Here is a 21633-nt window from a genome sequence, read left to right as displayed (position 1 = left end):
CGCAGTAAAAGGTTCTGACTATCAATGTCCAATAGTCGGCCTATTAGCTGACTCTCCAAGTCGGGTCTAGCCTTACTAGTCCGAAGTCGGCACGAGCCGGCCGTAGCAGACCTGATAAGGACCCGAACATGGCAAACGAATCGAAATGCCCGTTCAACCACGCCGCCGGTGGTGGTACGACGAACCGTGACTGGTGGCCGAATCAACTCAACCTGAAAATCCTCAGTCAGCATTCGCCAAAGTCCGACCCACTGGGCAAGGATTTCGACTACGCCAAAGCCTTCAAAAGCCTCGACTTTCAAGCCCTGAAACAAGATCTCAATGCGCTGATGACCGACTCCCAGGACTGGTGGCCGGCCGACTTCGGCCACTACGGCCCCCTCTTCATCCGCATGGCCTGGCACAGCGCCGGCACCTATCGCACCGCCGATGGCCGTGGTGGCGCCGGCTCCGGCCAGCAACGTTTTGCGCCACTGAACAGTTGGCCGGACAACGTCAGCCTCGACAAGGCCCGCCGCCTGCTGTGGCCGATCAAGCAAAAATACGGACGCAATATTTCCTGGGCCGACCTGATCGTTCTGACCGGTAACGTCGCGCTGGAATCCATGGGTTTCAAAACCTTCGGTTTCTCCGGTGGCCGCCCCGATGTGTGGGAGCCGGACGAAGACGTCTACTGGGGTTCGGAACACGAATGGCTGGGTGGCGACAGCCGCTATGGCAAAGACAAGTCCGCCATGCAGGAGCCCGGAGACGGCACGCTGGTCGCCGAGCCGGATTTACACGGTAAAGAGGAAAGCCGCACCGATCAGGGCGAACGCAATCTGGAAAACCCGCTCGCTGCGGTGCAAATGGGCCTGATTTACGTAAACCCCGAAGGTCCGGAAGGCAATCCGGACCCGGTCGCGTCGGCCCACGATATCCGCGAAACCTTTGGCCGCATGGCCATGAACGATGAAGAAACCGTCGCGTTGATCGCCGGCGGCCACGCCTTCGGGAAAACCCACGGTGCCGGCCCTGCCGATAACGTCGGGCCGGAACCGGAAGCGGCCGGCCTCGAAGAACAGGGCCTCGGCTGGCGCAACGCGTTCGGCACCGGCAAGGGTGGCGATACCATCACCAGCGGCCTCGAAGTGACCTGGACCACCACACCGACAAAGTGGAGCAACAACTACCTGGAAAACCTGTTCGGTTTCGAGTGGGAGCTGACAAAAAGTCCCGCTGGTGCGCACCAGTGGATTCCGAAAAACGGCGCCGGTGCCGGCACCGTTCCGCATGCCCATGATCCGAGCAAAAAACTTTCGCCGACCATGCTCACCTCCGACCTGGCGCTGCGTTTCGATCCGGCCTACGAGCAGATCTCGCGGCGCTTCCTCGCCAACCCGGATCAATTGGCCGACGCCTTCGCCCGCGCCTGGTACAAACTGATCCACCGCGACATGGGCCCGCTGTCGCGCTACCTCGGCCCGGAACTGCCGAGCGAAGAATTGCTGTGGCAGGATCCGATTCCGGATGTCACTCATCCGCTGATCGACGACAGCGATGCGGCGGCGCTGAAAAGCAAAGTACTCGCCTCAGGCCTGTCGGTGTCGCAACTGGTCTCCACCGCCTGGGCGGCACTCTCGACGTTCCGCGGCTCAGACAAGCGCGGCGGCGCCAACGGTGGTCGCCTGCGTCTGGCACCGCAGAAGTTCTGGCAGGCCAACCAGCCTGAGCAACTGGCCAAAGTGCTGCAAACCCTTGAGGGCATTCAGGGCGAGTTCAATGGCGGCGGCGCTGGCAAGAAAGTCTCGCTGGCAGACCTGATCGTGCTGGCAGGCAATGCCGGGGTCGAGCAAGCGGCGAAAAACGCCGGGCACTCGATCAGCGTGCCGTTTAATCCCGGACGCACGGATGCCACTCAGGAGCAAACCGACGTCGACTCCTTTGGCTTCCTTGAGCCGATTGCCGATGGTTTCCGCAACTACAGCAAAGGCAAATACACCGTGTCGGCCGAAGCGTTATTGATCGACAAGGCTCAACTGCTGACGCTCACCGCACCGGAAATGACTGTGTTGCTGGGTGGTTTGCGGGTGTTGAATACCAACGTCGGGCAGACCCGTCATGGTGTGTTCACATCGCAAACTGAAGCGCTGACCAACGACTTCTTCACCAACCTGCTGGACATGGGCGTGGAGTGGAAGCCGACTTCAAGGGATGCGGATGAGTTCGAGGGGCGCGACCGTAAAACCGGCAGTGTGAAGTGGACCGCGACGCGGGTGGATCTGGTGTTTGGTTCCAATGCGCAGCTAAGGGCGTTGGCTGAGGTGTATGCCAGTGCGGATGCCAAGGAGCAGTTTGTTAAGGATTTTGTTGCGGCTTGGACGAAGGTCACCAACCTGGATCGTTTCGACCTGAAGTAACTTTTAGCCAATAAAAACGCCGCATTATTAATGCGGCGTTTTTTGTGTGTACGGTTTGGGATTTGTGGTGATGCTTGAATCCTACCCCCTCACCCCAGCCCTCTCCCCCAAGGGGGCGAGGGGGAAAGGGAGCCGATCTTCGTGCTGTTCAAAACCTGAGTTCGACTCCGGACTTTCAGGTCGGCGTAACTCGAACATTCACCTCGGTCAGTCCCCTCTCCCACTGGGAGAGGGTTAGGGTGAGGGGCCCATCAAGCCAGGCTCTTGCTCACCACCTCATACACATCACTCGACAGCTGCCCCGACGCCCGAATCCGCTCCAGCTCGCCCTTCATCAAGGCCTGACGCGCATCGTCATATTTGCGCCAGCGGGTCAGCGGCGCCAGTTGCCGCGATGCAATCTGCGGGTTAAAGCCGTTCAGCTCGATCACCAGATCCGCGAGGAAGCGATAACCGGAACCGTCCGCCGCGTGGAAGTTGATCAGGTTCTGTCCGGCAAATGCACCGACCAGTGCACGCACCTTGTTCGGGTTCTTGATGTTGAACGCCGGGTGCTGCATCAACGCTTTCACGCGCTCCAGACCGCCTGGCAAAGTACTGCCGGCCTGCACGCTGAACCACTGATCCATGACCAGAGGATTGTCCTTGAAGTGCTCGGCGAAACTGGCCAGTGCCAGTGCTTTCTGCTCTTCGAACGGCGAGTTGACCAACACCGCCAGCGCCGTCAAGCGCTCGGTCATGTTGTCGGCGCTTTCGAATTGCTCCAGCGCCGCCGCCAGTACTTCCGGCTTGCCGCTGAGCATCAGGTACGACAGCGCAATGTTCTGCAGCGCGCGACGAGCAAAGTGCTCGGCCTCGGCCACATACGGGGTCTTTTTCGACAGATCACGATTGGCTTGATAACGCAGCCAAAGGGCTTCGAACAAACCTTCCGCCAGTTGCTGACGAGCGAACTCACGGGCGATGTGAATGGCATCGACATCAGCCACTTCGCTGATTTCAGTGAGGTACGCCTCACCCGGCAGCGAGAGCATTTCCGCGACCATCGCCTGATCCAGCGACTCATCCGACAGCACCGTGCGCAACGCTGAAACCAAACGCGGATCGAGCTTCAGGCTTTCGCCCTTCTGCTGCTGGCCAATCAGCTCTTGCAGCACTTGCACTGACAGTTGCTGACCGGCATCCCAGCGGTTGAAGCCGTCGCTGTCGTGTTGCATCAGGAACATCAACTGATCGCGGTTGTACGGGAAGCTCAGTTTCACCGGCGCCGAGAAACCACGCAGCAGCGAAGGCAGCGGCTGTTCAGCGATGTCAACGAAAGTGAAGGTCTGCTCGGCTTCGGTCACCGAGATCACGCGGGTGGTGCCTTGCGCCGACGCTTCGCCGCTCAGACGCAGGGCAATTTCGTTGCCCTTGCTGTCGAGCAGGCCCAACTCGACCGGAATCACGAACGGCAGTTTTTCAACTTTGTCCGGGGTTTCCGGGCAGCTCTGGCGGAAGGTCAGGCTGTAGGTTTTCGCGGCAGCGTCGTAAGACTCGCTCACCGCCAGACGCGGTGTGCCGGCCTGGCTGTACCAGCGCTTGAACTGGGTCAGGTCGACGCCGTTGGCATCTTCCATCGCCTTGATGAAGTCGTCGCACGTCACGGCTTGGCCGTCATGACGTTCAAAGTACAGATCGCTGCCCTTACGGAAACCTTCAGCGCCGAGCAAGGTATGGATCATGCCGACCACTTCCGAACCCTTCTCATAAACAGTCAGGGTGTAGAAGTTGGAGATTTCGATAAAGCTGTCCGGGCGCACAGCGTGAGCCATCGGGCCGGCATCTTCGGCGAACTGGTGGGTACGCAGGTAGGCGACGTCCTGAATGCGCTTGACCGTGGCCGAGTTCATGTCGGCGGAGAAGCCGGAATCACGGAACACGGTGAAACCTTCTTTCAGCGAGAGCTGGAACCAGTCGCGGCAGGTCACGCGGTTGCCCGACCAGTTGTGGAAGTATTCGTGAGCGACGATCGCTTCAACGCGCTGGTGTGCGGCGTCGGTCGCGGTTTCGGCGCGGGCCAGTACGGCGCTGGAGTTGAAGATGTTGAGGCCTTTGTTCTCCATCGCACCCATGTTGAAGTCGTTGACGGCGACGATCATGAAGATGTCCAGATCGTACTCGCGACCGTAAACCTCTTCGTCCCAGCGCATCGACTTCTTCAGGCTGTTCATCGCGTGCTGGCACTTGTCGATGTTTTCCGGCTCGACGTAAATGCGCAGTGCAACATCGCGGTTGGTCATGGTGGTGAAGCTGTCTTCAACGCACCACAAATCACCGGCCACCAGCGCAAACAGGTACGCCGGTTTCATGAACGGGTCTTCCCACGTCGCCCAGTGCCGGCCGTCTTCGCCCGGGCCCGAGGCGATCGGGTTGCCGTTGGAGAGCAATACCGGATAGCTGTGCTGCTCGGCGACCACGGTGGTGGTGAACTTGCTCATCACGTCCGGGCGGTCAAGGTAGTAAGTGATCTTGCGGAAACCTTCAGCCTCGCACTGGGTGCAGAACATCGTGCCGGACTTGTACAGGCCTTCAAGCGCAGTGTTGGTTTCCGGGTGGATCCTGACGCTGGTGTCGACTGTGAAGGTTTCGGCGGTCGGCTGCAGGGTCAGATGATTCTCGGACAATTCATAGTCAGCAGCGCCAAGCTCTTTATCAGCCAGCGTCACCGACAACAACTCCAACTGCTGGCCATCGAGCACCAGCGGCGGCAGGCCCGGGCCACGTGCCGGGTTGCGGCGCATGACCAACTGCGCGTGCACCAGGCTGTGATCCTCGAACAACTCGAAGGTCAGGTGTGTTTCGTCGATCAGGTACTCGGGCGCCTGATAGTCCTTCAGGTAAATCATCTTCGGTTGTTCGGTGCGCATGCTGGGGTCCTTATTGATGCACGGCGAGCTGATAAGCCGTGTACTTGCGAATATTGATCACGCCGGTATCGAAGATCAGGTACTGGCCTTTGATCCCCAACAACGTGCCTTCGGCAATCGGGTTCTTGTCCAGGTTGAAGCTGACGATTTTGGCCGGGTATTGCTCGACCGGATAGCGGATTTCCAGCGGTTCGACATCGGCAATGGTCTGAATCGCCTGCAGGCCGAATCGCTCTTGCAGGCCTTGCAGACCTTCAGCGCAACTGTCGAACAGTTGATCGCGCACTTGTGCCAGATTGACCGCCACCGCATCGCCCTTGAGCAACGCGCGCCAGTTGGTCTTGTCGGCCACTTGGCTGCGGAACAAATCTTCGACGAAGCCCGACTGCTGCCGCGTCGAAACGCGCATGATCGGCAAGGCCTGACACGCGCCCTGATCGATCCAGCGGGTCGGCAGTTGCGTTGCACGGGTGATGCCAACCTTGATGCCAGACGAGTTGGACAGGTAAACCACGTGATCGGTCATGCAGAACTGCTCGCCCCACGCAGGATCGCGGCACGTGCCGGCGTCATAGTGGCAGCGCTCCGGGCTCATGATGCACAGGTCGCACTGCGCCAGTTTGGTCATGCACGGGTAGCAATAGCCCTGACTGAAACTGGTCTTGGTTTTACGCCCACAATGGGTGCAGTGAATCGCCCCCAGGTACTCCAGACGCACCGTGGTGCCGATCAACGGGTTGACCGGCACCTCGACGTCATCCAGACGAAACGCGTATTGCACATTCGGCCCGTCCAGGCGCGCCGACATTTTGCTGATTGCACCGCGGCCAATCTCGATCAATGGATGGCATCCGACTTGAACAGGATGTTCGGCACTTCGATCGACTTCGATGCACATTCCTGCGGGCCCATGTAACCGGTGCGCTGGTCTTCAGGCAGGTTCTGGATTTCCCAGGCGATCATCGCCTGCAACGACAGCTCGCGCTGCTCGGCGGTGAGCTTGCCACCGTCGGACCATTTGCCGATTTCCACGGCCAGCTTCAGGCTCTCGTAGATGTCCGGGGTGATGTTGTTGATCATGTCGTTAAAAGAGGACATCAGGGTCTCCGTGCTCTTTATCTACAGAAAAATTTTAGGCGGCCAGTTTACGGCGGTTATACAAACCGCCCAACAAACCGGTGAAGCATCCGATGAGTAACCCGCTGACATGCGCGGCGTTGGCGATTTCGCCGAAGCCGATTACCGAGATCAGCCCCGACATGCACACCAGCAACCACACCAGCATCATCACCAGCACGCCACGCGGCAGGCGATAGGCCGGGTTCGGCGCCAGCAGCTGGAAGATCCAGCAGTGCCCGAGCAAGCCGTAAAGTACGCCGGACAGCCCGCCGAACAAGGTCGCGCCGCTCCAGACAAACTGCGCGTAGTTGGAAACGAGGCTGAACAGCAGCGTCAGCCCGATCAGGTTGATGCTGCCCTGACGCGACTCGATGCGCCGCCCCAGCTCCCAGTACCACATGCCGTTCATGGCCAGATGGAGGATGCCGAAGTGGATCAGCATCGGTGTGACCAGACGCCACCACTGCCCCGCCGCCAGACTGTCGGCCAACGGCGTGAAATGGATGTACTCGCCGACCACCTGAAAATCGAGGAACGTCAGCCAGCGCAAGGTCTGCAGGTTCTCACCGAGGTATGTCAATCCGCCAACGATCAGGCACAACAACAGGATGAACCCGGTGGCCTTGGCGTATTTCAGTTGCTCGGCGAAGCTCGGTCGCTTGAAGGTTGGCGCGGCGGGGATGTCCATTTGCTGATCGGGATCACCTGCCGGGAAGCGCTCGTACAGCGAGCGCACGTCTTCGCTGATTTCCGCCGGTGCCCACAGCACTTGTTCGCCGGCCTCTTCGCTGACGCGATGCGGCACTTGCATGCGTTGCAGCAGTTTGACGAAACCACTCAAGTCCACCGCCAACGGCAGACGCAATACTGCTACCGCACTCATTGCAGCACCTCCGGCCGCTCGACATCGACCCAGACAAATTTATGCGGATCCAGACGTGTTTCCTGATCCAGACGATAGGCCACCAGTTTGCCGTAGAGCACCGCGCTGTAATCCAGACACGCGAGGTTCGGGCGGATCGGCGCCGGTTTGCCGCTGCGCCAGTAGTGGCCGACGAACAGCAACGGCTCGTCGACACCGTAGCGCAGCAGGTTATTTTTTTCGCTGGAGGTCAGCGGCTTCTGCGCCACCGGATCGGGCAGCGCATCGGGCTGGAAGACGATATCGCCGTAGGTCTTCGGATCGTCTTCCCAGAACTTGGTGCGGAAGAACGAACGCACCAGGCCATCGCCGCTGGTCATGGTCAGACCATCCGGCAGACGCATGTCGGTGCCGCGCAACAGGCGGTCGAACACGGTGCAGGCGAAACTGTCCGGCACCGCCGAGGCCTGCAGGAAGTGTTCATCGATGCAGCCGTTGGGGAACAGCGCGCGCAACGGTTCGATCAGTCCGGCATCCCAACAGGCATGCACGACGCGGAAACGTCCGGCGTCGACAAACAGCGGCAGCTCATAGAACCAGCGCTGGAAATCATGCCAGTCGCCTGGATGGTCTTCGAACTGGGTCAGGGTTTCGTGCAGCAGACGCGCATGGCGCGGCGTGTGTTCGCGGACGAACTGCTTGCCGCTGCCCGGCGGCGCCGGCGTGCTCCAGCCGAGGGCGTTGAATTCGTGGTTGCCCATGATGCACAAGGCCTGTCCGGCCTCGACCATGTCGTGAACGATGTGCAGCGCCTCGCGAATGCGCGGGCCACGGTCGATGATGTCGCCGACGAACACGGCCATGCGCGATGGATGCCGCCAGACCCCGCCCTGCTTGTGATAACCGAGGCGGTCGAGCAAGTGTTCGAGGGTCAGGGCGCATCCGTGCACGTCACCAATCAGGTCATAACTGCGCGCGGGATCGAGCATCAGTCGCCTCCACCGCCCAGCTTGCTGCCCCAGCCGAGCTTGGTGCGGCAGACTTCGTAGTAGTTGTGATCAAGCGGGTGAATCAGGCGCAGCTTCTGCGCTTTCTTGCTGACGGTGATGGTGTCGCCCGGCGCGCAGGTGAAATGGTTCTGCCCGTCACAGGAGACTTGCGGGTAAATCTGCATGTTTTTCGACACGACGATTTTCAGCTCACTGTTGCCATCGACCACAATTGGCCTGCTCGACAACATATGGGGGTACATCGGCACAATCACAATGGCATCGAGCTTGGGATGCATGATCGGCCCGCCGGCAGACAGCGCGTACGCGGTGGAACCGGTCGGCGTGGCGACGATCAGGCCGTCGGCCTTCTGGCTGCAGACGAACTGACCGTCGATGTACAGCTCGAACTCGATCATCCGCGTTGATTTGCCGGGGTGCAGCACGACATCGTTGAGCGCATCGCCCTGACCAATGGCCTCGGCGTGGCGGCGCACTTCGGCTTGCAGCAGGAAGCGGTTTTCCACCAGATAGTGGCCGTCGAGCACCTTGGCGACTTCGACTTCCAGCTCATCCGGGCGAATATCGGTGAGGAAACCGAGGCTGCCACGGTTGATCCCCAGCACCGGAATATTGTGTTTGGCCAGCGCTCGCGCGGCACCGAGCAGGCTGCCGTCACCGCCAACGACGATGACCATGTCGCAGACTTCGCCGAGCATCTTGCGCGACGAGGTTTGCAGGCCGTGGCCCGGCAGGACTTCGGCGATGGTGTCTTCGAGGATCACATGCAGGTGACGATCGAGCAGAAACCGTTTCAGTCGGCGGACGGTATCCAGCACCTGGGAACTGCCCAGGCGACCGATGATGCCGATATTACGAAATTGCTCCATGGGACCTCTGCGGACAATCGAAAACGCGAAAAACCCGATTATGGGCGAAAGCGCCGGTTAGACAAAATCCTTTCAGCCTCAAGGGTGTGCTCGTGTTTACGGCTATGCTCGCAAGATGATCCTATTTCCCGACTTGCTTCAGTTGCCTCACCAATTACGCCATCCGGAAGTGCGCGATCTGGCGTGGGTGATCCTCGCCCCGCCGATGCTTGCTACCACGCCGTGGCCGCAGCGCCATCCGCTGGCGGGCAGCGATTGGGTGCATGACCCGCAGCGACTGGAGCACTGGTTGCGCCAGCTCGACCGCGACAGTTATGGCTTATTGCATTGGCTGTCGCAGGCGCGCACGCGGCGTCTGGGCTTGTATTACGAACGGCTGTGGCAGTTTGCCGTGGAGCATGCGCCGGGCATTGAACTGATCGCCGCCAACCTGCCGATCCGCCGCGAGGGCCACACCCTCGGCGAGCTGGACATGCTGTTGCGTGACCGCGACGGCGTGCATCACCTGGAACTGGCGATCAAGCTTTATCTGGGCCCGCAAAATGGCGACGGTCGTGATCCCGCGCAGTGGCTAGGCCCGGGTTGTCATGATCGGCTGGATCGCAAACTAGCGCATCTGGCCGAGCATCAACTGCCGATCTCCGCGCGTCCGGAAAGCCGCGAAGTGCTGGCGGCGCTGGATATCGAGGTGTTCAGCGCGCAGCTGTGGCTGGGTGGTTATTTGCTGTACCCGTGGCCCGGGCAGGCTGAATCACCGAACGGTGCGCATCCGCAGCATTTACGCGGGAGCTGGTTGCATCAGAAGGATTGGCCGGCATTTGTTGCGCAACGTCCGGCCGGACGCTGGCAACCCCTGCCCCGCCATGCATGGCTGGCGCCGGCGCATTACCCGGCGGATCAGACCTGGACATTGGAGCATTTACGGATGTGGCTGGAAGACCTCGAGCCGCTGGCACCGGCACAGCTGATGGTGCGCCTGATCGAGAATTCGCAGGGGGAATGGGAAGAGGCTGAGCGGTTGTTTCTGGTCTCCGATCTTTGGCCGAATGTACCCGGCCAGCCCTGAAGTTTTTGTGGCGTTTGTACAGGCCCTATCGCGAGCAGGCTCACTCCTACATTGGAATGCGTTCCCCTGTAGGAGTGAGCCTGCTCGCGATAGGGTCACCTCGGTCTAAAGGGAAAGCCGCAAAGCCAAAGCCGCCAACGTCACCAACAACACCGGCACCGTCAGCACAATCCCGACCCGGAAGTAATAGCCCCAGCCAATGTGAATCCCCTTGCGCTCCAGCACATGCAGCCACAACAACGTGGCCAGACTGCCAATCGGCGTAATCTTCGGCCCCAGATCGCTGCCAATCACGTTGGCATAGATCATCGCTTCCTTGACCACCCCGCTCGCCTGACTGGCATCGATCGACAACAAGCCAATCAACACCGTCGGCAAGTTATTCATGATCGACGACAGCAACGCCGTCAGCACCCCGGTGCCCATGGCCGCGCCCCAAACACCATGACCGGCGAAGACATCCAGCCAACCGGCCAGATACCCGGTCAGTCCGGCGTTGCGCAGGCCATACACCACCAGGTACATGCCGAGCGAGAAAATCACGATCTGCCACGGCGCTTCTTTCATCACCTTGCGCGTGGAAATCTTGTGACCGCGAGCGGCGATGCCCAACAGCAGTGCGGCGCACACGGCGGATATCGCACTGATCGGAATGCCCAGCGGCTCCAGCGCAAAACAACCGATCAGCAGAATCACCAACACCGCCCAGCCGGTATAAAACGTGGCTTTGTCATGGATCGCGGTTTCTGGATGCTCAAGTTGCTCAGGGTCATACGTCGATGGAATGTCGCGGCGGAAAAACCACAGCAGCATGCCCAGCGTCGCCGCGACGCTGACGAAGTTGACCGGCACCATCACCGCTGCATAGCGGTTGAAGCCGATGTGAAAGAAGTCCGCCGAAACGATGTTGACCAGGTTCGACACCACCAGCGGCAGGCTCGCGGTGTCCGCGATAAACCCCGCGCCCATGACGAAGGCCAGCGTCGCCGCCGGGGAAAACCGTAGCGCGAGCAACATCGAAATCACGATCGGGGTGAGGATCAGCGCCGCGCCGTCATTGGCAAACAACGCCGACACCAGCGCGCCGAGCAGCACCATGAAGGCAAAAAGCTTGCGCCCACTGCCGCGTCCCCAGCGCGCCACATGCAGCGCGGCCCAGTTGAAGAACCCGGCTTCGTCGAGCAACAGACTGATGATGATCAGCGCGACGAAGGTGCCGGTGGCATTCCAGATGATCTGCCACACCAGCGGGATATCGCTCAGGTGCACAACGCCGAAGATCAGCGCCAGCACCGCGCCAAGCGTCGCACTCCAGCCGACGCCGAGGCCTTTGGGCTGCCAGATCACAAGGGTAATGGTCAGCAGGAAAATCAGTGACGCAGCGAGCATCCGCAACAGCCTTAAATTGAAATGGGGTTATGAAGCCAACACAAAACCTGTAGGAGTGAGCCTGCTCGCGATAGCGGACTGTCAGTTACCAATTGGTCGACTGACACACCGCTATCGCGAGCAGGCTCACTCCTACATTGTTCCGTGTACAGGTTACTTCTTGTGTTGTTCTACGAATTGTCCGTACGCATTGATAAAACTCTGCAGAAAAGGTTTCACCGATTCGCTCAATTTTCCCGCCTCATCAAACGCCGAACCCGCGCCGCCCAGGTACGCTTCTGGCTGCTGCATGCACGGCACATTGAGAAATACGAACGACTGGCGCAGATGCTGGTTCGCGCCGAAACCACCGATAGCGCCGGGCGATACACTGATCACCGCGCCCGGCTTACCACTCCAGACAGCTTTGCCATAAGGCCGCGAACCGACGTCAATGGCGTTTTTCAACGGCGCCGGCACCGAACGGTTGTATTCGGGCGTGACAAACAGCACCGCGTCGGATGAACCCACTTTTTCCCGGAAAGTGCTGTAGGCTGCCGGCGGTGAATCACCGTCGATGTCTTCGTTGTAAAGTGGCAGATCGCCAATTTCGACAATCTCAAGTTTGAGGTTCGCCGGTGCCAGCTCCGCCAGTGCCAGGGCGACCTTGCGATTGATCGATGCTTTACGCAGGCTACCGACCACTACAGCGACGTTGTAGACATTGCTCATGGAAGACTCTCGATGGTCCGTGGGAGGAGCCAGTAGTTATAGATGATCCGGTGACGATTCCACCAGCACACAATGGGAAATTCCCGCGCGCTGATTATTTTTTTCCTGTAGGAAAACTTACAGGCCTTGATGGCGGTCTACCAAGCCGCAAATCAAGCGTTTTATCTCCAGAGGTTCTAAGCAGATGGCAGCAGTACTCGTCGGTCAGTTCCATGCAAGAGATGCGGAAGGCCGCGTTTATTCCGTGCATGAGTTCCAGGAATCCACCCCGTCGGACGACGGTCTCACTGGCTCGGAGCCGATTTACCGACTGGCCATTGGCGATCGCATTAAAAAGATCGATGACCAGACATTCGAACTGGTTCAGTCCGGCATCACCCTGATCCGCGAACCCGAGCCAACCATCGCTTCATAACTGGCCGTTATGAGCAGAAGTCATATGCGCAGACTTGGGGTAGGATTCAGCCACTGACCCCACCTGCTGAACATGGACTTCACGCATGCGTTTACGTCATATCGAAGTGATTCAGGCGCTCTTGCAGACCGGTCACCTGGGCACCGCCGCCGAATGGCTGCAGTTGCCGGTGGCCGAGGTCGAAGAGCGTTTGCGCGAAGCCGAGAGTCAGTTGGGGTTCATGCTGTTCGCCAGCGTGCGCGGACGCCTGCAATCGACGCCCGAAGCACGGGCGTTGCAGGTGGAAATCGCCCACGTTTATGAAGCTCTGGAACCCGTGCAACGGTTGGCCAGCAGCCTCAAGCAATACCTCGCCCCGCCACTGCGCATCATCGGCACCCCGCCGCTGGCGCAACAGTTACTCCCGCAAAGTCTCGCCGCCCTGCGCCGACGTCTGCCCGACGCACCGTGCAGCCTGCTCAGCGCGCCGACCCGCGACATCGTCCGCAGCCTGTTGCTGCGCGAGAGCGATCTGGGCTTGAGCCTGCACGATCCCGAACACCCCGACATTGATTGCCGGCCACTGGCCCAGGGCAAGCTGCAATTGCTCGCGCCCCACGGTTGGTTGCAACCGAAGCAGAAATACATTTCTTTGCAGGATCTCGCTGGCCAGGCGATGGTCGGCCTAGAAGGTCAGGACCCGCTGAGCCCGGCGCTGGAAAACAAGCTGCAGGCCTTGCGCCCGGCGCCAAGCATCCAGACCCGCGTGCAAACCCATCAGATGATGCGCAGCATGGTCGAGGCCGGCGAAGGCCTGGCCATCGTCGACCCGTTCACTGCATTGGGCGCACGCTCTGCCGGGCTGGATGTCTGCCCGCTGTCGCCAGCGGTGCCGATCAGCCTGTACGCCCTGACCTTCAAGCACGCCGCGCCGTCAGCGGCGATTCAGACCCTGCTCGCCATCGTCACGGAACAAGCCGAGGCGATGCTGTCGAACTGAGCGGGTTTTCCAGTGGATTATCGAACAATCGGTACCAGAACAGCGCCACTTCGGCGGTGTTCGGATCAATGCCGCGATAGCGCAACTGGTCCACGCCACCAATCACGTAGCCGCAGCGCTCATACAACCGACAGGCGCCGAGGTTGTTGTTCTGGGTTTCGAGCATGATCCCCGGCAGCTTTTTCTTGCGGCTCCAGAACTGCGCGACATCGAGCAACGCCTTGGCCACACCATGCCGACGAGCCGGCGCGTGCACCGCCAGCTCGTCGATATGCGCGAAGCCGTTCCAGTTGGTGCTGATCACCAGATGGCCAACCGGCTCATCGTCGAGATAGGCCATGAAAATCGCGCTGTCCGGCGCGTTGTGAAAGGCGCTGAACTCCTCCGGATCGATGCCGTAACACTTGCGGTACGGGATGATCGGCGTCACCCGCCATTGCTCGACCGGCTGGCCAATCACGGCCGCGCCATAGGCGGCGACTTCGAAACTGAAGTCGCTGCCCCAGATATACGGCGCAAAGCCTTCATCGGCGACACGCACCGACAGCCCTGGGTATTTCGGATTCATGACCGGTTGCATACTGGGAAATGTCCTCATTCCTTGACGCAATCGACGGTGTATTGCCGTCCATTGCCTTCGTCTTCGTGCTGCAATCCATGCACATCCACGACAAAACCGGGGAAGCTGCTATCGAACGTGCGAGCAAATTTCAGGTAATCAATGATCGAGCGCGTCGATTCGGTAAAGCGTTCGCCGGGCATGATCAGCGGAATCCCCGGCGGATACGGCACCAGCATCACTGCGGCAATGCGTCCTTCGAGCTCATCGATGGGCACCGCTTCGACTTCACCACGTACCAGATGATCGTAGGCATGAGCCGGTTTCATAGCAATTTCCGGTAGCACGGTGTACATGCGTTTAAGGTGTTTGGCCGTGGCGTTGCTGCGATAGCAGGCGTGCAGTTGATCACACAAATCGCGCAGGCCCATGCCGCGATAACGCGCGGTGTCTTCTTGTGCCACGCACGGCAGGCAGGTTTCCAGACGCACGTTGGCATCGTAACTGCGTTTGAATTCCAGCAACTCGGTGAGCAGCGTGCTCCATTTGCCCTTGGTGATGCCCATGGAGAACAACACCAGAAATGAATACAGACCGGTTTTTTCAACAACCAGGCCACGCTCCCACAGAAACTTGCTGACCACCGCCGCCGGGATGCCCTTCTCGCTCAGTGCACCGCCGGCGTTCAGCCCCGGCATTACCAGCGTGACCTTGATCGGATCGAGCAGGACGTAATCGTCACTGACTTCACCAAAACCGTGCCAGTCGGCCTGCGGTTGCAGCAGCCAGTCCTCCGTCTGTACGCGGTCAATGCCCTCGACACCCGGCGGCTGCCAGATCGAAAACCACCAGTCATCAGCGTCGATATGCTGGCGCAGATTGGCCAGCGCGCGGCGGAAGCTCAGCGCTTCATCGAAGGTTTCCTGCAACAGCGAACGCCCGGCCGGGCCTTCCATCATCGCCGAGGCAACGTCCAGCGAGGCAATGATGCTGTACTGCGGCGACGTCGAGATATGCATCATGAACGCTTCATTGAAACGATCGCGATCCAGTTGCCGCGCGCCGCCGTCCTGCACATGAATCATCGACGCCTGACTAAACGCGGCAAGCAATTTGTGCGTGGAATGGGTGGTGAACACCAGCGGGCTGTCTGCGCTGCGCGAGGTGGCCATACCATAGCGCCCGGCGAAGAATTCGTGAAACGCCGCGTAGGCGTACCAGGCTTCGTCGAAATGCAGTACTTCGACACTGTTGCCGAGGCTTTGCTTGATCAGTTCGGCGTTGTAGCAGAGGCCGTCGTAGGTCGAGTTGGTGACCACCGCGAGTTTGACTTTCGGCGCACGGTCCTTGGTCAGCGGGCTGGCATCGATCTTCGCCTGAATCGATTCGCGGCTGAATTCGCTCAGTGGGATCGGGCCGATAATTCCCAGTTCATTACGCTCCGGGCACAGGTACAACGGAATCGCGCCGGTCATGATGATCGCGTGCAACACCGACTTGTGGCAGTTGCGATCGACCAACACCAGATCATCGCGGCCAACCATCGAATGCCAGACAATCTTGTTGGCGGTCGAGGTGCCATTTATCACGAAAAAGGTGTGATCGGCGCCGAAATTGCGCGCCGCACGCTCTTCGGCTTCGGCGAGCGGCCCGGTGTGATCGAGCAGCGAGCCAAGCTCCGGCACCGACACCGACAAGTCCGAACGCAAGGTGTTTTCGCCAAAAAACTGGTGAAACGCCTGCCCCACCGGACTCTTGTGATACGCCACGCCACCACCATGGCCGGGGGTGTGCCAGGAATAATTGGAATCGGCGGTGTGCTGCACCAACGCTTTGAAAAACGGCGGCAGCAAGCCGTCCAGATACTTGCGCGCCGCCCGCGCCACTTGCCGGGCCAGAAACGGCACGGTGTCTTCAAACAGATAGAGAATGCCGCGCAGTTGATTGAGCTCGGCCATGGCATCGGCCGGGGCATTTTCCAGGGTAACTTGCTCGCCCAAGGCAAAGATTGGCAAATCCGGTGCGCGCACCCGCGCGAGACCAATCAGTTCGGCCATGTTCTGCAGCAGATGGGAATTGGTGCTGGCGTCCTCGGCGGCAATCAGCATGCACGCGAGGCCGTGGTGGGTCGACGCCACCAACCGCCCTTCAGTGTAGTCGATAGCCGAAACGATATTGAAACCTTCCTGCTCCAACTCCCGGGCGATGCCACGGATACGGTCACCGGCGACCGTGTCGGCTTTGATGTCGCGATGGACGATCAACACCGGAAACTTCAAATCTTTGTACATGGGGCTCAGTGTCCTGAGGCGGCGGCTCAATGTCTGCCAATGCACTCAGGGTAGAGGGTTGCGGCGAATGTGGCGAGGGTGGCCACTTGGCTTCATACCGCCAAAAACAAAAGATCGCAGCCTTCGGCAGCTCCTACAGAGGATCGCATTCCAATGTAGGAGCTGCCGAAGGCTGCGATCTTTTGATTTTCAAGCCTGAGCGTCCGCCTCGGCGATTTGCGTCCACATCGCCGGGCCACCGGCAGACTTGGCAATAATTTCCAACCGCGCCAGATGCGCCGCCAGTTCATCTTCCGTCGCACGAATGATCCGCGCTGGCTGACGATCCGCCGGCAAACGACGAATCTCGGTCGCCGAGTTGTCCGCGCCATCGCCGGTGCCATTGCCGTCAGACGCATTGCCCGCCAGCGACAGACTGGTCTGGCCACCGGTCATGGTCAGGTAGACGTCGGCGAGAATCTCCGAGTCGAGCAAGGCGCCGTGCAGTTCACGGCCGGAGTTGTCGACGCCATAACGTTTGCACAAGGCATCGAGGCTGTTGCGCTGCCCCGGGTGACGTTCCCGGGCCATCATCAGGGTGTCGAGGATCGAGCAGTGCTGCGTGATGTCAGCGCGATCCTGCTGGCCCATCAAGGCGAATTCGTTGTTGATGAAGCCAACGTCGAACGCCGCGTTGTGGATGATCAGCTGCGCGCCTTTGATGAACTCGAAAAACTCATCGGCGACTTCGGCAAAACGCGGCTTGCCGACCAGGAATTCGTTGGTGATGCCGTGAACGCCGATGGCGCCTTCATCACTCTCGCGATCCGGTTGCAGGTAAACGTGAAAATGCCGGCCGGTCAGGCGTCGGCCGATCAGTTCGACACAGCCGATTTCAATGATCCGGTGACCATCGGTCACCGGCATGCCGGTGGTTTCGGTATCGAGTACAACGGATCTGGTGGCCATCAGTGTTCAGCTCTCAACGGGTCGTTCTTGCAAAAAAACGCGGATGTTAACACGCTCGGCGGGGTGTTTCAGTCAGACCGTGGCGTCCCATTCGCGAGCAAGCTCGCTCCCACAATGGATTTGTGTTGTGAACACGACCCAGTGTGGGAGCGAGCTTGCTCGCGAAGGGCCGCACCACGGTTCAGAGGCGAAATCAGCTCTGCTTGTAACCGCGGACCTCATCCACCCCACGATTAGCCAACTGGTCCGCCCGCTCGTTACCATGATGGCCAATATGCCCACGCACCCATTTCCAGGTGACCTTGTGGCGGTTGACCTGCTCGTCCAGTTCTTTCCACAGATCAGCGTTCTTTACCGGTTCTTTCGCGGCGGTTTTCCAGCCACGCTTTTTCCAGTTGGCCATCCACTCGTTGATGCCCTTCATCACGTACTGCGAGTCGGTCACCAACAGCACTTCACACGGACGCTTCAAGGCTTCGAGGCCACGAATCGCGCCGAGCAGTTCCATGCGGTTGTTGGTGGTATTGGCTTCGCCGCCCCACAGTTCCTTTTCGACGCCCTTGCACACCAGCAAGGCGCCCCAGCCGCCCGGGCCGGGATTGCCCTTGCAGGCGCCGTCAGTGAACAGTTCTACGGTGTCGACGCTTTCAACGCTTTCGCTCATGCCAATCTATCCAGAAAAATGCCTGTCTTGCCGATCACGGACCGACAATGACCGAGGCCGGGACAAGCCCGACCACAAATAAAGAAGGTTTACGGTTCGATGCGCCGGCGATTGACCTTGGCCATGGGCAGCGGAATCAGCTTGCCCATCGGCTCGCGACGCTCCTGACGCAGCGGCCGCAACCCAACCACGATCTTGCGCGCGACCAGTAAATAGAAGCCGCCGCCCGACAACTGCCAGTCACCGGCCTTGCGTTCCCAGCCGGCCAGACGGGCCTGCCACTTGGGTGACGCGAGCGGCGGACGATAGCACCCGAAGCGGCGTTTCTCCAGCGCGAAGCCCAGCAGATTGAGCCAGTCAGCAACCCGCGACGGCGAGATGCAGCGTGCCTGGCGCAAGGCGTCGTGGGCGAAAACATGGCGCAATCCCCAGGTGCTCCACGGGTTGATGCCGATGATCAGCAAATGCCCGCCGGGGCGCACACTGCTCGCCGCTTCACGCAGCAAACCATGGGGCGACAGGCAGAAATCCAGACCGTGCTGCATCACTACCACGTCGGCAGCATGCTCGCTCAGCGGCCAGGCCTGTTCTTCGCAGACGATCTCGACGCCGGGCAACGGCGCGCCAAGGCGCACATTACGCTGCACTTGCGGCGCCGCCGGCGGGGTTTCGGCCGACGGCCCGTAATGCACCAGATAACCGCCAAAGAACCGACCCAACTCGTCTTCGAGCATGCGCCGCTCTTCATCGAGCAGAAATTGCCCGAGCGGGCCGGACAGCCATTCACGGGCTGCACCGATCAAGGCCAGCCAGTCAGGATCAGCCTGTGCGAACGCTTTATCACTCATCGCATTCTCCAAAGCGCCAGGAACTACTAAGATGCGCCAATGTTTCCCGCTTGGCGAATTCCGACAATGATACAGATCAGTGCCCTGCCCGCGTTCACCGACAACTACATCTGGTTGTTACAGGATCACCGCACCCAGCGCTGCGCTGTGGTCGACCCGGGCGATGCCGCGCCGGTTCAGGCGTGGCTTGCAGCGCATCCGGGCTGGGTGTTGAGCGATATCCTGATCACCCACCACCATCATGATCACGTCGGCGGCGTCGAACGCCTGAAAGCGGCGACCGGCGCCAAGGTCTACGGGCCGGCCAGCGAAAACATTCCGGGACGCGATGTGGCGCTCAAGGATAACGACACAGTCAGCGTGCTCGGCTGGGACTTCGACGTCTATGCGGTGCCCGGTCACACCCTGGGACACATTGCCTATTACCACCACGGTCTGCTGTTCTGCGGCGACACGCTGTTCGCTGCCGGTTGCGGACGTTTGTTCGAAGGCACGCCGGAGCAAATGCACCACTCGCTCAGCCGCCTCGCCGCGTTACCGGAAGATACGCTGATCTACTGCACCCATGAATACACTCTGAGCAATCTGAAGTTTGCCGCCGCCGTCGAGCCGGGCAACCCGGACATTGCCGCCCGTCTGGAAAAAGTCACCCAGCAACGGCAAAACGGCGTGATGACCCTGCCTTCGACCCTGGCCCTGGAAAAACTCACCAACCCGTTTTTGCGCACCACTGAAACATTAGTTACACAAAAAGTGGACGAACGGGCAGGCGCTCAAAACCGGGCGCCGAGCGAGGTATTTGCGGCTCTGCGGGCCTGGAAAGATACGTTCTAAGTGACCCAGCACTTGATACAAAAATTCTGAATGGTTGACCTAGGGGGGTGCGCTTTCTAGAATCGCCCGACATTTTTGCCCGGAACTTACTTCCAGCCAATGTCGTCATCCATACGTAAGTCCGTCAATTCAGACGCATTGACCCGCCTGGCGCAAGCCATCGCGGTGGCTGTGTCCGCCACGCTGGCGGGCTGTTCCAGCCATGCTCCGCAGACTGAAGCGACCCATACGCCGAACATTGCTGCGCGAGCCAAGCAGAAGCCGATCTGGCTGACCGAAAAGCCCAGCCCACAGGTTCCTCAGGACATCTGGGAACGCATGCGCCAGGGCTTTCAGCTGCAGGAAGGCCTCGGCGTCAACCCGCGCATCGAGCAGCAGCGCCTGTGGTTCGCCAGCAATCCCTCTTTCCTCGAGAACGCCGGCGAACGCGGCAGTCTCTATATTCACTACATCGTCGAACGCCTCGAAGAACGCAACATGCCGCTGGAACTGGCCCTGCTGCCAGTGATTGAAAGCGCCTACAACCCGATGGCCTATTCACGGGCCGATGCTGTAGGGCTGTGGCAGTTCATTCCTTCCACCGGGCGTTACTTCAACCTGCGTCAGACCCGCTTCTATGATGGCCGTCGCGATATCACCGCTTCGACCACGGCAGCCATGGACTACCTGACCCGCCTGCACGACATGTTCAACGGCGACTGGTTGCTGGCCCTGGCGGCGTATAACGCCGGTGAAGGTACCGTCAGCCGCGCGATCGAACGTAACGAAAAGCTTGGCCTGCCAACCGACTACTGGAACCTGCCGCTGCCGGCGGAAACCCAGGCGTACGTGCCGAAACTGCTGGCATTGTCGCAAGTGGTACTGGCGCCGGAAGCCTACGGCGTGAACCTCAACCCGATCGCCAACGAACCGTACTTCCAGGTCGTCGAAATCAACCAGCGCATGGACCTGTCGAAAGTTGCTGCGGTGGCCAACATCGACGAAGACGAACTGTTCCAGCTCAACCCGGCCTTCAAGCAGCGCACCACCATCGACGGTCCTCAGCATTTGCTGGTGCCAACGTCGAAGGCGCAATTGCTCACTGCCAGTTTGCAGACCATGCGGCCTGACGAACTGATCAGCCCGCGCTCGCTGAAGCCGGTGTTCGAGGGTGCCGATCCTTCCGAAGTGGCAAAACTCAAGCGTGCTTATCGCGTGAAGCGTGGCGATAACCTCGGTTCCATTGCCAAGGCCAACAAGGTCGAAGTCAAGGATCTGCAACGCTGGAACAAGCTGACCGGCAAGAACCTCAAGGTCGGCCAGACCCTGGTCATGCAGGACACCACCAAACGCGCACCGGCTCGCAAGTCCGGCCGGGTCAACACGGTGGTTGCGGCCAACAGCAAGAGCAAAGGCAAAGACGACAGCGCGCAGCAGACTCAGTACAAGGTCAAGCGCGGCGACACGCTGTACGTGGTGGCCAAGCGCTTCAACGTTGAGATGCAGCATCTCAAGCGCTGGAATCCGGGTGCGGGTAAAGCACTGAAGCCGGGGCAGATGCTCACGGTTTATCAGCCGCACTGACAGATGAGCCCCTGAGATTTCGGGGGCTTTTTTTTGGTGATGTTTTTGTGGTGTGCTTTAGATCCATCCCCCTCACCCCAGCCCTCTCCCCACGGGGGCGAGGGGGAAAGGGAGCCGATCGAGGGCTTTTCAAAACGTGAGTTCGACTCGGTATTGCACGTCGGTGCAACTCTCGCAAACACCGCAAACAGTCCCCTC

General features: G+C 59.9%; 19 protein-coding genes. 6 read left to right on the top strand and 13 right to left on the bottom strand.

Annotated elements, in window-relative coordinates:
• Nucleotides 1-128 precede the first annotated feature (128 nt).
• Entirely contained in the window at nt 129-2399 is a 2271-nt protein-coding gene (gene katG / locus PspR84_RS12445) for a catalase/peroxidase HPI (RefSeq protein ID WP_160057474.1), read from the top strand.
• 251 nt (nt 2400-2650) lie between these two features.
• Here katG and pepN read toward each other — a convergent pair whose 3' ends face one another.
• From pepN to PspR84_RS12415, 6 genes are read right to left on the bottom strand one after another with little or no spacing between them, the layout of a single operon-like run.
• Nucleotides 2651-5308, bottom strand: a complete 2658-nt coding sequence (pepN, locus tag PspR84_RS12440; RefSeq protein ID WP_160057473.1) for an aminopeptidase N — start codon at nt 5306-5308, stop codon at nt 2651-2653.
• Between the two features lie 10 nt (nt 5309-5318).
• Entirely contained in the window at nt 5319-6149 is an 831-nt protein-coding gene (locus PspR84_RS12435) for a DUF2797 domain-containing protein (RefSeq protein ID WP_160057472.1), read from the bottom strand.
• Nucleotides 6146-6406 carry a DUF1315 family protein gene (locus tag PspR84_RS12430; RefSeq protein ID WP_007919229.1) on the bottom strand — a complete coding sequence of 87 codons (261 nt, stop codon included), beginning with the start codon at nt 6404-6406 and terminating at the stop codon, nt 6146-6148. The genes PspR84_RS12435 and PspR84_RS12430 overlap by 4 nt, the downstream gene beginning before the upstream one ends.
• Before the next feature lie 34 nt (nt 6407-6440).
• Nucleotides 6441-7310 carry a rhomboid family intramembrane serine protease gene (locus PspR84_RS12425; protein WP_160057471.1) on the bottom strand — a complete coding sequence of 290 codons (870 nt, stop codon included), beginning with the start codon at nt 7308-7310 and terminating at the stop codon, nt 6441-6443.
• Entirely contained in the window at nt 7307-8278 is a 972-nt protein-coding gene (locus PspR84_RS12420) for a metallophosphoesterase (RefSeq protein WP_093430727.1), read from the bottom strand. The genes PspR84_RS12425 and PspR84_RS12420 overlap by 4 nt, the downstream gene beginning before the upstream one ends.
• Complete coding sequence (locus tag PspR84_RS12415; protein ID WP_003224174.1) at nt 8278-9168, bottom strand: NAD(+) kinase; 891 nt, start codon at nt 9166-9168, stop codon at nt 8278-8280. Before PspR84_RS12415 ends, PspR84_RS12420 begins: the two co-directional genes overlap by 1 nt.
• Before the next feature lie 115 nt (nt 9169-9283).
• On the opposite strand from PspR84_RS12415, the gene PspR84_RS12410 reads away from it, so the two are divergent.
• Nucleotides 9284-10234 carry a DUF1853 family protein gene (locus tag PspR84_RS12410; protein ID WP_160057470.1) on the top strand — a complete coding sequence of 317 codons (951 nt, stop codon included), beginning with the start codon at nt 9284-9286 and terminating at the stop codon, nt 10232-10234.
• A 105-nt stretch (nt 10235-10339) separates the two neighbouring features.
• On the opposite strand, the gene PspR84_RS12405 is transcribed toward PspR84_RS12410, so the two are convergent.
• Both PspR84_RS12405 and PspR84_RS12400 read right to left on the bottom strand, forming a co-directional pair.
• Nucleotides 10340-11623, bottom strand: coding sequence for an arsenic transporter (locus PspR84_RS12405; RefSeq protein WP_160057469.1), 1284 nt, complete (start codon nt 11621-11623; stop codon nt 10340-10342).
• A gap of 153 nt (nt 11624-11776) precedes the next feature.
• The gene (locus PspR84_RS12400; protein WP_007910565.1) at nt 11777-12334 is read right to left on the bottom strand and encodes an NAD(P)H-dependent oxidoreductase; all 558 of its coding nucleotides are present in this window, start codon (nt 12332-12334) and stop codon (nt 11777-11779) included.
• A gap of 184 nt (nt 12335-12518) precedes the next feature.
• On the opposite strand from PspR84_RS12400, the gene PspR84_RS12395 reads away from it, so the two are divergent.
• Nucleotides 12519-12749, top strand: coding sequence for a hypothetical protein (locus PspR84_RS12395; protein WP_160057468.1), 231 nt, complete (start codon nt 12519-12521; stop codon nt 12747-12749).
• An 85-nt stretch (nt 12750-12834) separates the two neighbouring features.
• Nucleotides 12835-13728, top strand: coding sequence for a LysR family transcriptional regulator (locus PspR84_RS12390; RefSeq protein ID WP_160057467.1), 894 nt, complete (start codon nt 12835-12837; stop codon nt 13726-13728).
• On the opposite strand, the gene PspR84_RS12385 is transcribed toward PspR84_RS12390, so the two are convergent.
• The 5 genes from PspR84_RS12385 to PspR84_RS12365 form a co-directional block, all read right to left on the bottom strand.
• The gene (locus tag PspR84_RS12385) at nt 13694-14308 is read right to left on the bottom strand and encodes a GNAT family N-acetyltransferase (RefSeq protein WP_160057466.1); all 615 of its coding nucleotides are present in this window, start codon (nt 14306-14308) and stop codon (nt 13694-13696) included. The genes PspR84_RS12390 and PspR84_RS12385 overlap by 35 nt on opposite strands.
• A 14-nt stretch (nt 14309-14322) precedes the next feature.
• A complete protein-coding gene (locus PspR84_RS12380) occupies nt 14323-16578 on the bottom strand; it encodes an Orn/Lys/Arg decarboxylase N-terminal domain-containing protein (protein ID WP_160057465.1) in 2256 nt (751 codons plus the stop codon).
• A 189-nt stretch (nt 16579-16767) separates the two neighbouring features.
• Nucleotides 16768-17526: a DNA polymerase III subunit epsilon gene (gene dnaQ, locus PspR84_RS12375; RefSeq protein ID WP_160057464.1), complete on the bottom strand. Its 759-nt coding sequence runs from the start codon at nt 17524-17526 to the stop codon at nt 16768-16770.
• 193 nt (nt 17527-17719) lie between these two features.
• Nucleotides 17720-18190, bottom strand: coding sequence for a ribonuclease HI (rnhA, locus tag PspR84_RS12370; protein WP_007910572.1), 471 nt, complete (start codon nt 18188-18190; stop codon nt 17720-17722).
• Between the two features lie 89 nt (nt 18191-18279).
• Nucleotides 18280-19038: a methyltransferase domain-containing protein gene (locus PspR84_RS12365; RefSeq protein ID WP_007910573.1), complete on the bottom strand. Its 759-nt coding sequence runs from the start codon at nt 19036-19038 to the stop codon at nt 18280-18282.
• A 66-nt stretch (nt 19039-19104) separates the two neighbouring features.
• On the opposite strand from PspR84_RS12365, the gene gloB reads away from it, so the two are divergent.
• Nucleotides 19105-19872: a hydroxyacylglutathione hydrolase gene (gene gloB, locus PspR84_RS12360; protein ID WP_160057463.1), complete on the top strand. Its 768-nt coding sequence runs from the start codon at nt 19105-19107 to the stop codon at nt 19870-19872.
• A 99-nt stretch (nt 19873-19971) separates the two neighbouring features.
• A complete protein-coding gene (locus PspR84_RS12355) occupies nt 19972-21435 on the top strand; it encodes a transglycosylase SLT domain-containing protein (protein WP_038366034.1) in 1464 nt (487 codons plus the stop codon).
• Nucleotides 21436-21633: the final 198 nt, after the last annotated feature.

Origin of the sequence: Pseudomonas sp. R84, from assembly GCF_009834515.1 — a bacterium.
Taxonomy (GTDB): domain Bacteria; phylum Pseudomonadota; class Gammaproteobacteria; order Pseudomonadales; family Pseudomonadaceae; genus Aquipseudomonas.
Note: the sequence above shows the minus strand (reverse complement) of the source record. Positions and strands in the feature narration are given on the sequence as shown.

Excerpts from the sequence above, each read along its gene's own strand:
- katG (WP_160057474.1), top strand. The coding sequence starts at position 129 with ATGGCAAACGAATCGAAATGCCCGTTCAACCACGCCGCCGGTGGTGGT.
- pepN (WP_160057473.1), bottom strand. The coding sequence starts at position 5,308 with ATGCGCACCGAACAACCGAAGATGATTTACCTGAAGGACTATCAGGCG.
- PspR84_RS12430 (WP_007919229.1), bottom strand. The coding sequence starts at position 6,406 with ATGTCCTCTTTTAACGACATGATCAACAACATCACCCCGGACATCTAC.
- PspR84_RS12425 (WP_160057471.1), bottom strand. The coding sequence starts at position 7,310 with ATGAGTGCGGTAGCAGTATTGCGTCTGCCGTTGGCGGTGGACTTGAGT.
- PspR84_RS12420 (WP_093430727.1), bottom strand. The coding sequence starts at position 8,278 with ATGCTCGATCCCGCGCGCAGTTATGACCTGATTGGTGACGTGCACGGA.
- PspR84_RS12415 (WP_003224174.1), bottom strand. The coding sequence starts at position 9,168 with ATGGAGCAATTTCGTAATATCGGCATCATCGGTCGCCTGGGCAGTTCC.
- PspR84_RS12410 (WP_160057470.1), top strand. The coding sequence starts at position 9,284 with ATGATCCTATTTCCCGACTTGCTTCAGTTGCCTCACCAATTACGCCAT.
- PspR84_RS12405 (WP_160057469.1), bottom strand. The coding sequence starts at position 11,623 with ATGCTCGCTGCGTCACTGATTTTCCTGCTGACCATTACCCTTGTGATC.
- PspR84_RS12400 (WP_007910565.1), bottom strand. The coding sequence starts at position 12,334 with ATGAGCAATGTCTACAACGTCGCTGTAGTGGTCGGTAGCCTGCGTAAA.
- PspR84_RS12395 (WP_160057468.1), top strand. The coding sequence starts at position 12,519 with ATGGCAGCAGTACTCGTCGGTCAGTTCCATGCAAGAGATGCGGAAGGC.
- PspR84_RS12390 (WP_160057467.1), top strand. The coding sequence starts at position 12,835 with ATGCGTTTACGTCATATCGAAGTGATTCAGGCGCTCTTGCAGACCGGT.
- PspR84_RS12385 (WP_160057466.1), bottom strand. The coding sequence starts at position 14,308 with ATGCAACCGGTCATGAATCCGAAATACCCAGGGCTGTCGGTGCGTGTC.
- PspR84_RS12380 (WP_160057465.1), bottom strand. The coding sequence starts at position 16,578 with ATGTACAAAGATTTGAAGTTTCCGGTGTTGATCGTCCATCGCGACATC.
- dnaQ (WP_160057464.1), bottom strand. The coding sequence starts at position 17,526 with ATGGCCACCAGATCCGTTGTACTCGATACCGAAACCACCGGCATGCCG.
- rnhA (WP_007910572.1), bottom strand. The coding sequence starts at position 18,190 with ATGAGCGAAAGCGTTGAAAGCGTCGACACCGTAGAACTGTTCACTGAC.
- PspR84_RS12365 (WP_007910573.1), bottom strand. The coding sequence starts at position 19,038 with ATGAGTGATAAAGCGTTCGCACAGGCTGATCCTGACTGGCTGGCCTTG.
- gloB (WP_160057463.1), top strand. The coding sequence starts at position 19,105 with ATGATACAGATCAGTGCCCTGCCCGCGTTCACCGACAACTACATCTGG.
- PspR84_RS12355 (WP_038366034.1), top strand. The coding sequence starts at position 19,972 with ATGTCGTCATCCATACGTAAGTCCGTCAATTCAGACGCATTGACCCGC.